The sequence below is a fragment of the Actinoplanes sp. NPDC004185 genome (assembly GCF_053603475.1).
In genome coordinates, this window is sequence record NZ_JBSGFR010000077.1 from 19,400 (window position 1) to 27,632 (window position 8,233).

Genomic DNA, 8,233 nt, shown 5'->3' on the forward strand with positions numbered 1-8,233 from the left:
GTCAGGCGCGGCGGGCCATCACGGCGTCGCCGACGGCGGCCTCTGCGTGGCCGACGAGATGCTGCAGCGTGGCCGGCATCCGCCGGCGCAGCTGGTCGAACAGGTGGTCACGCTCACGGGCTTCGAGCGTGACGAGCACGTGCTGGTCGAGACCGGTGGCCAGCACCAGCCCGGCCAGCACGAGATCGGGGCCGTCCAGCAGCTCGCCGCGGGTGGCGGCGATCCGGATCCGGGTGCCGGGCCAGGCGGCGGTCGCGGGATCGGTCGGCACGAAGCGGACCTTGGTGCCGAGCAGGCCGCGCTTCTCCTCCCGGCGGACCAGCCCGGCGCGGGCCAGGCGGCGCTCGACGAGCTCGGTGGCGACGCCGGTGGCCAGGAAGGCGATCCAGTCGCGGATCTGGCGGTGGTGACTCTCGCGCAGCAGCTGCTGGAGGACGGCGGCGGTGGCCGGTTCCGGGGTGGGCCGGTCGTCGAGCACGGTGACCTGGTCGTCGTACAGCTCCAGGCGGCGCCAGAAGACCAGCTCGCCGAGCAGGCCGGCGGCCAGGCCGAGGCCGAGGGTGGCCGGGGTGAGCAGGCAACGACCGCGGGCGGCGTCGTGGGCGGCCAGGTACAGGTCGTCGGCGAGCGGCAGCTGGGTGGTCGCCACCCGGTGGCCTCCTTTCCCTCGTACGCGGACACGGCCGAGCGACCGCGGGCCGGGATGACGGGCGGTGAGGGCAGGCTGACCGAGGTATGACGGCGGCGCCACGACCGGTTACGGTCAGCGGCGTCCAAGCAACACCGCGTAGCTTGCCAGCGCCCCGGGCGACGCGCAATGTCCAGAGTGGCCGGATCCGGAATGCATCCTGCACGACGGCTCTGAACTGCTGAAACGTCGGCCACGAGATCGAGAAAGTTAACATCGTCTTCATCTGCCGAGCGCGAACGCGGCCCGTACGCGACCCTTACCGAACGCTTACCCGCCGGCCGTAGCGTCAGCGGCATGACCGAACGTGTCGCAGTGTCCCATCTCCTGCGCAGACTGACCTTCGGGCCGACGGCGGCCGAGGTCGACGCGGCCGAACGCGCGGGAGCCGGCGCCACTCTGAACAAGGTGCTCGAGCCGATCGGCCGTACCGTCGAGCCGCCCGACCTGGCTCCCGGCGGCACGCCACCGAAAGGCGCGAGCCGCGAGGAGAAGCAGAAGGCCCGGCAGTCCGCCCGCGCCCAGCTCACCACCGTGACCCGATGGTGGCTGGCCCGGATGGCCACGGAGTCCGGCGCGGCCGAGAAGCTCACCTTCTTCTGGCACGGCCACTGGGCCACGTCGGTCCAGAAGGTCCGCTCGGCGCCGCTGATGCTCGCCCAGCAGCAGACGCTGCGGCGCTACGGCGGCGGGACGACCGGGCCGCTGGTCCGGGCCATGCTGCGCGATCCGGCGCTGATCCTCTGGCTCGACGGGCAGAAGAACACCCGCAAGGCCCCGAACGAGAATCTCGCCCGGGAGCTGATGGAGCTGTTCACCCTCGGCGTCGGCAGCTACGGCGAGGCCGACGTCAAGGCCGGGGCGCGGGTGCTCACCGGCTGGCAGGTGGACCGGGCGGCCGGCACCGCCGAGCTGCTCCCCCGCCGCCACGACGACACGCCGGTCACACTGCTCGGCAGCACCGGCCGCTTCGACGTGGACTCCTACGCCGACCTGCTGGTCCGGCATCCGGCGCACGCGCCCTTCCTGGCCCAGCGCCTCTGGGTGCGCTACGGCTCGGGCACCGCACCAGGGCCGGAGACCACCACCCGGCTGGCCGCGGCCGGCCACACCGGCACCACCGCGATGCTGCGAGCGCTCGCGACCGATCCCGCCTTCGCGGCGACCGCCGGACAGCTCGTCAAGCAGCCGGTCGAGTGGCTGGTCGGCGCGGTCCGGCAGCTCGGCATCGACCTGGCGAAGCTGCCGGAGAACAGGCAGAAGCAGCTCCTCGCCGCGCTGCGGGCGCTCGGGCAGGTGCCGTTCCGGCCGCCGAGCGTGGGCGGCTGGCCGGTCGGCGCGGCCTGGCTGACGACCTCGTCGACCCGGTCCCGGCTCCAGCACGGCCAGACCCTGACCGCCCTGGCCGGCGCCGCGGTCGAAGAACTCGCGGACACCGGCCGGGACGACCGCGTCGAGGCGCTGGCCCGGCTGCTCGTCGTCGACACCTGGACCGACCGGACCGCCGCGGTGCTGCGAGCCGCGGCCACGGACCCCCGACGGCTGCTCGCCCTCGGCCTGGCCAGCCCCGAATACGCCGTCCACTGAAGCCCGTCCGACCGCCCCTCCACCACCCCGAAAGGACTGAAGGCAAAACCATGGACATGATCACCCGGCGCCGATTCCTGACCGCCAGCGGCGTCGTCGGGGCCGGCGCGCTCGCGGCCGGCGGCTCCGCCTACGCCCTGCGCGACATCCTCGCCACCGCCGGAGACCGGGAGCCCGGCAAGATCCTCGTGCTGGTCACCCTCTACGGCGGCAACGACGGCCTGAACACCGTCATCCCGTACGCGGATCCGGCCTATGCCGCGGCCCGGCCGGGCCTCACCTACGACCAGGGGCAGGTGCTCGCACTGGCCGACGGCTTCGGGCTCAACCCCGCGCTGAAAGGCCTGCACAAACTGTACGGCGACCAGCGCCTCGCCGTCGTCCGCGGCGTCGGCTACCCGAAGCCGGACCGCAGCCACTTCCGTTCCATGGACATCTGGCAGACGGCCGCCCCGGAACGCCCCGGCACCACCGGCTGGCTGGGCCGGTGGCTGGACACCACGGGTGGGGACCCGCGACTGGCGATCTCGTTCGAGCCGGTCCTGCCACCCCTGCTGGCCGGCGCCACCAGCGCGGGAGCGACCGTGCCCGGCGGCGCGCTGACCCTGCCGAAGGGCGTGACGAAGCCGGTCCTCGACGGTTTCGGCACCGCGGCCGCCGGTGAGTCGCCGGCCCGGGCGCGGGCGGCGGCCTGCTTCGCCGACCTGGTGCGGGTGCAGGGCTTGATGACCGACGTCGCGGCCGACGCGGAGGACGACGACGCCGAGGGTCAGGCGACCGCGACCGGCGGCCAGGCCCCTCCGCTGGACCAGCAGCTCGCCCTGGTCGCCCGCTGCGTCGAGGCGGGCGCGGCCACCCGGGTCTACTCGGTGTCGCTCGGCGGCTTCGACCTGCACGCCGACGAGAAGACCGCGCAGGAGGCGCTGCTGACCAAGCTCGACAAGCCGCTGGCCGCCTTCGTGGAGCGGATGGCCGGCACCGAGGCCGGGCGGGACGTGGTGGTCGCGGTCTACTCGGAGTTCGGCCGCCGGGTCCGGGCCAACGCCTCGGACGGCACGGACCACGGCACGGCCTCCAACGTCCTGCTGCTCGGCGCCGGCATCAAGGGCGGCCTGTACGGCGAGGCGCCGAGCCTGACCGACCTCGACGACGGCGACCTGCGCCACACGGTCGACTTCCGCGACGTGTACGCGATGCTGCTCGCCGACGTGCTGGGCGCCGAACCGGAACGGATCCTGGACGGCTGGCGCGGCCGCCTCACATTTAGTTGACGACTCAACTAAAGGGCCGTATCGTGGAGACTGTTAGTTGAAGCGTCAAGTCCTGGAGGCATCCATGAGCGCCATGCCCGCCCTGTTCATCAGCCACGGCGCGCCGCCGCTGGTCGACGATCCCACCTGGGTCGGCCAGCTCCAGGAGCTCGCCCGGGACATGCCCCGGCCCAAGGCGATCCTGATGGCCTCCGCGCACTGGGAGTCGGCTCCGCTGATGCTCGGGGCCACCGAGCCGGTGCCGCTGGTCTACGACTTCGGCGGCTTCCCCCGCCACTACTACGAGGTGCAGTACCGGGCGCCCGGCGCGCCCGAGCTGGCCACGCGGATCGAGAAGCTCATGCCCGACCGCGAGCGAGTCACCCGCACCCAGCGCGGGCTCGACCACGGGGCGTACGTGCCGCTCACCGTCATGTACCCGGATGCCGACATCCCGGTCCTGCAGATGTCGCTGCCCACCCTCGAGCCCGACCGGCTGCTGGAGATCGGCCGCCGGCTGGCGCCCCTGCGCGAGGAGGGCGTGCTCATCGTCGGCTCCGGCTTCACCACCCACGGGCTGCCGTTCCTGCGCGACTTCCGGCCGGAGGCGGCGGCGCCGGGCTGGTCGCGGGACTTCGACGCCTGGACGGCCGAGACCCTGGCCCGCGGGGCGGTCGACGAGCTGGCCGACTTCCGGCAGCGGGCGCCCGGGATGCCGTACGCGCACCCGACGATCGAGCACTTCGCGCCGATGTTCCTGACCCTGGGCGCCGCGGCCGACCCCGAGCGCAGCCCGGAGCAGCCGATCGAGGGCTTCTGGATGGGCCTGTCCAAGCGCTCGTTCCAGGTCGCCTGAGCCACCGGCGGGGCGAATTCAGGATCTTCCCAGCCTGACCAGGGACTCTTGTGGGTACATTCCGCCAACCGCCCTTGCTGACTCATGCCCGGAGGTTCCTTCCCCATGCTGGAGGTCACCGCGCTCGGCTGGACGCTGACCATCGCGGTCATCGTCGCCCTGCTCGCCCTCGACCTGACCCTCGGCGTGCTGCGCCCGCACGCCGTCGGTTTCCGTGAGGCCACCGCCTGGTCGGTCTTCTACATCGCGATCGCCATCGCGTTCGGTTTCGTCTTCGCCGCGATCGCCGGCTGGGACTACGGCACGGAGTACTTCGCCGGTTACATCGTCGAGAAGAGCCTGTCGGTCGACAACCTCTTCGTCTTCGTGATCATCATGGGCACCTTCGCCGTGCCGGAGAAGTACCAGCAGGAGGTGCTGACCTTCGGCATCATCATCGCGCTGGTGCTGCGGGTCATCTTCATCGCACTGGGCGCGACGCTGCTGTCGCTGTTCTCGTTCATGTTCCTGATCTTCGGCCTGATCCTGATCTACACGGCGGTGCAGCTGTTCCGGCACCGCGACGAGGATCCCGATCCCGACAACGCCGTGGTGCGCGGGGCCAAGCGGCTCTTCCCGGTCACCCAGGAATTCGCCGGCGGCAAGCTGTTCACCCGCATCGACGGCAAGCGGACGGCCACGCCGCTGTTCATCACGCTGATCGCGATCGGCAGCGCCGACCTGCTGTTCGCGCTCGACTCGATCCCCGCGGTCTTCGGCGTCACCGAGGAGGCGTACATCGTCTTCGCCGCCAACGCGTTCGCCCTGCTCGGCCTGCGGGCGCTGTTCTTCCTGGTCAAGGGCCTGCTGGACCGGCTCGTGTACCTCTCCACCGGACTGTCGATCATCCTGGCCTTCATCGGGATCAAGCTGGTGCTGCACTGGGCGCACAAGGACATCAGCACGGCGGTGCCGGAGGTCAGCACCCCGGTTTCGCTCGGTGTCATCGTCGCGGTGCTGGTCATCACCACCGTGGCCAGCCTGATCAAGGTGCGCAAGGACCCGGACACGATCGCGCACGCGGGCGCCCTGCGGGCCCGTGAGGACCGGCCCGACGAGGAGTGACCCAGCCAGAACGGCCCCGGCGACAGTGCCGGGGCCGTTCTCGTGTCAGGGGTCAGGCGTCAGCCGCGATAACCGCCGATGCCGCTGCCGGCCCGCTGTCGCTCGTAGTCCTGCTGGTTGAGGATCTCGCGGATCTCCCGCGTCTCCTCCTGCGTGTGCCGGCCCAGGATGAAGTCGAGCTCGGCGCGCTCGGCCGGGGTCTGGAACGCCGCGAGCTCGGCGCTCAGGCGGCGCCGGGCGGTCCGCTCGGTGCGACGGTTCGCCAGGTTCACGCGGACGTCGCGCAGCTGGTTGATGAAAAGCATGATCCTTCTCCTCACGATGAGTGACGGCGAAAGCGTCGTCGCTTCCTGCAACAACCATCCGGCCTCCGGGCTTCCACACCAAACCGACCAGGTAAAACCTTCGAGACAGAAGTGATGGCGGCCACCGGATCTCTGTAGTCCAGGTCACTCTCCGTTGCCAATGTCCTGGTCAGACCCTTGCGCCGGCGGGCCGTGTTTCCGGACACAACGAAGGCCCGCGGCGAGCGCCGCGGGCCTCCGGAGTGGTGCTTCGGCTCAGAGAGTCAGCGTCCAGGTGTTGATGTAGCCGGTGTCGGCGCTGTAGACGTCACGGACCTGAAGCTTCCAGGCGCCGTCGGCGGCCTCCGAGGAGAGGTTCGCCGTGTACGTCGTGGCCACGTTGTCGGCGCTGTCCGAGCTGCTGCTGTTCTTCAGCCGGTACGCGGTCCCGTCCGGCGCCACCAGGTCGACGACCAGGTCACCGCGGTAGGTGTGGACGATGTTGACCGCCACCGTGGAGGCCGACGACGCCGACCGGGCGCAGCCGGCGATCGTGATCGTGCTGGTCACCGCCGAACCGGCGTCCGGGATGGACACGTCCGTGGCGTTGGTGCCGGCACAGCCACCACCGGCGCCGCCGGTGACTGTCAGCGTGTAGGTGGCGGTGTGCGTCGCCGAGCCGGTGCCTGTGACGGTGATCGGGTAGCTGCCCGAGGGGGTGGCCGCCGTGGTGCTGATGGTCAGGGTCGACGACGAACCGGAGGTCACCGAGGCCGGGCTGAACGAGGCGGTCGCCCCGCTCGGCAGGCCCGCGGCGGTCAGGGCCACGCTCTGCGCCGAACCGGAGGTGGTCGCCGTGGCCACGGTGGTGGTGGCCGACGAGCCGGCCGCGACGGTGCCCGAGGTGGGCGACACCGACACCGAGAAGTCGTTGGTGGGCGTACCGGTGGTGCAGGTGGCCTCGCCGCTGACCGCGGGGACGCTGACCGCGGCCCAGGCCGCCTTGACGGCGTTGAACTCGGCGCAGCTCGGGGCGTACAGGTTCTTTGCGGCGGCCAGCGTCGCGGTCCGGACCCCGGAGTGCTTCCACGTCGAGGTCTTCGACTGCATCGCGTTGTAGTAGATCTCGCCGGCCTTGCGGATGCCCAGGCCGGTGACCGTGCTGGAGTTGCAGGTCGGGCTGGCGGGCTGGCCGTTGGTCGGGTTCGAGCCCTCGGCGGTCAGGTAGAACCAGTGGTTGAGCGGACCGGCCGCGGCGTGCACCTCGGTCGACGGGATCGACGACGAGTAGCAGTTCGGGTCGCCGGCCAGCGACGGGTTGTACATGTACCGGATCGGGCCCTGGCCGACCAGGTCGACCTCCTCGCCCACGGAGTAGTCCGGCGGGTCCAGCGGGCTGTTGGCGTACGCCTCGGTCAGCGCGCCGAAGATGTCGCCGGTGGACTCGTTGATGCCGCCGTTCTCGTTGCCGCTGCCCGCGCCGCCCGGGGTGGTCTGGAAGACGGCGTGGCCGAGCTCGTGGCCGACCACGTCGATCGGGGTGGCCTGGCGGGTGTTCGCCTGGTTGTGGCCGAAGTTGACGTACGAGCCGTTCCAGTACGCGTTCACGTCGGCCAGCCCGACCCGGATCGGCGGGGTGTTGCCGTTGCCCAGGATGCCGTTGCGGTTGAACCACGAGGAGAACATGTCGACCTCGCGCTGGGCGCCCCACAGGGCGTCGACGCAGGCGGTCTCCAGGTTCGTGCCGGAGCCGGTCCCCCAGGCATCGTCCGTGCCGGTGTACGCCGACCCGTTCTGCCCGCCGCACTTCAGGCCGGGACGGGTGGAGTCGGTCATGGAGTACGAGGAGCCGGAGCCCGACGTGTTGATGGTGACGTTGCCGTAGTAGTAGCCGTTGCCGGAACCCTCCCGCACGTAGTCGATCTCGTCGAGCACGGCGCCGGTGGCCGCGTCGACGAAGATGTGCAGGTTGCTCGGCTTGTTCTGCGCCGTACGGCCTTCGACGACGGCCTCGTAGGCCAGCTTCGGGCTCTCTCCGGCGAGCACTTTGAGCTCGGGCGTGCTCGCACTGTCCACCTTGGCCAGCCGGGCCTTGGCGATGGCCGCCGCCCGGGCCGCGGTGATCTTCGCGGTGGTGCCGACGGAGATGGCGGCGGTCTCGGCGACCGCGGTGTTCTTGACCGTGCCGGCCGCGTCCGTGGTGACGACGACGTCGCCGCCGACCACGGCCAGGCCCTTGAAGGTGCGGGCGTAGGTCACGTACTGCAGGCCCCGGGTGCCCTGCACGACACCGGTGCGCTTGAGGTCGTCACCGGCCGAGCGCCGGAACGTGGCCGCCTTGCCGGCGCTGTCCACGAGGCTGTCGGCGGAGGCGGCGGCGAGGGCCGCGGGGGCGGGGGTGGGGCTGGGCGCCTGCTGGGGGCTCGCGCCGGCGGGCGTCGCCGCCAGCGCCAGCGCCGCGCCG

7 protein-coding genes are annotated in these 8,233 nt (G+C 71.5%); 4 read left to right on the forward strand and 3 right to left on the reverse strand.

Annotated features, from left to right (window positions below; genetic code table 11):
- Nucleotide 1: 1 nt before the first annotated feature.
- Nucleotides 2-649, reverse strand: a complete 648-nt coding sequence (locus ACWEOZ_RS41750; protein ID WP_451916220.1) for a GOLPH3/VPS74 family protein — start codon at nt 647-649, stop codon at nt 2-4.
- A 336-nt stretch (nt 650-985) separates the two neighbouring features.
- Between ACWEOZ_RS41750 and ACWEOZ_RS41755 the strand changes: the two genes are divergently transcribed.
- From ACWEOZ_RS41755 to ACWEOZ_RS41770, 4 genes are all read left to right on the forward strand, one after another.
- Nucleotides 986-2,275, forward strand: coding sequence for a DUF1800 domain-containing protein (locus tag ACWEOZ_RS41755; RefSeq protein WP_451916221.1), 1,290 nt, complete (start codon nt 986-988; stop codon nt 2,273-2,275).
- 50 nt (nt 2,276-2,325) lie between these two features.
- Nucleotides 2,326-3,546 carry a DUF1501 domain-containing protein gene (locus ACWEOZ_RS41760; protein ID WP_451916222.1) on the forward strand — a complete coding sequence of 407 codons (1,221 nt, stop codon included), beginning with the start codon at nt 2,326-2,328 and terminating at the stop codon, nt 3,544-3,546.
- 64 nt (nt 3,547-3,610) lie between these two features.
- Nucleotides 3,611-4,381: a dioxygenase family protein gene (locus ACWEOZ_RS41765; RefSeq protein ID WP_451916223.1), complete on the forward strand. Its 771-nt coding sequence runs from the start codon at nt 3,611-3,613 to the stop codon at nt 4,379-4,381.
- 105 nt (nt 4,382-4,486) lie between these two features.
- Nucleotides 4,487-5,485: a TerC family protein gene (locus tag ACWEOZ_RS41770; protein ID WP_451916224.1), complete on the forward strand. Its 999-nt coding sequence runs from the start codon at nt 4,487-4,489 to the stop codon at nt 5,483-5,485.
- A gap of 59 nt (nt 5,486-5,544) precedes the next feature.
- Here ACWEOZ_RS41770 and ACWEOZ_RS41775 read toward each other — a convergent pair whose 3' ends face one another.
- Nucleotides 5,545-5,790, reverse strand: a complete 246-nt coding sequence (locus tag ACWEOZ_RS41775; RefSeq protein WP_451916225.1) for a hypothetical protein — start codon at nt 5,788-5,790, stop codon at nt 5,545-5,547.
- Between the two features lie 255 nt (nt 5,791-6,045).
- Nucleotides 6,046-8,233 (reverse strand): M4 family metallopeptidase (locus ACWEOZ_RS41780; protein WP_451916226.1); only part of this gene is annotated, 2,188 nt, incomplete at its 5' end.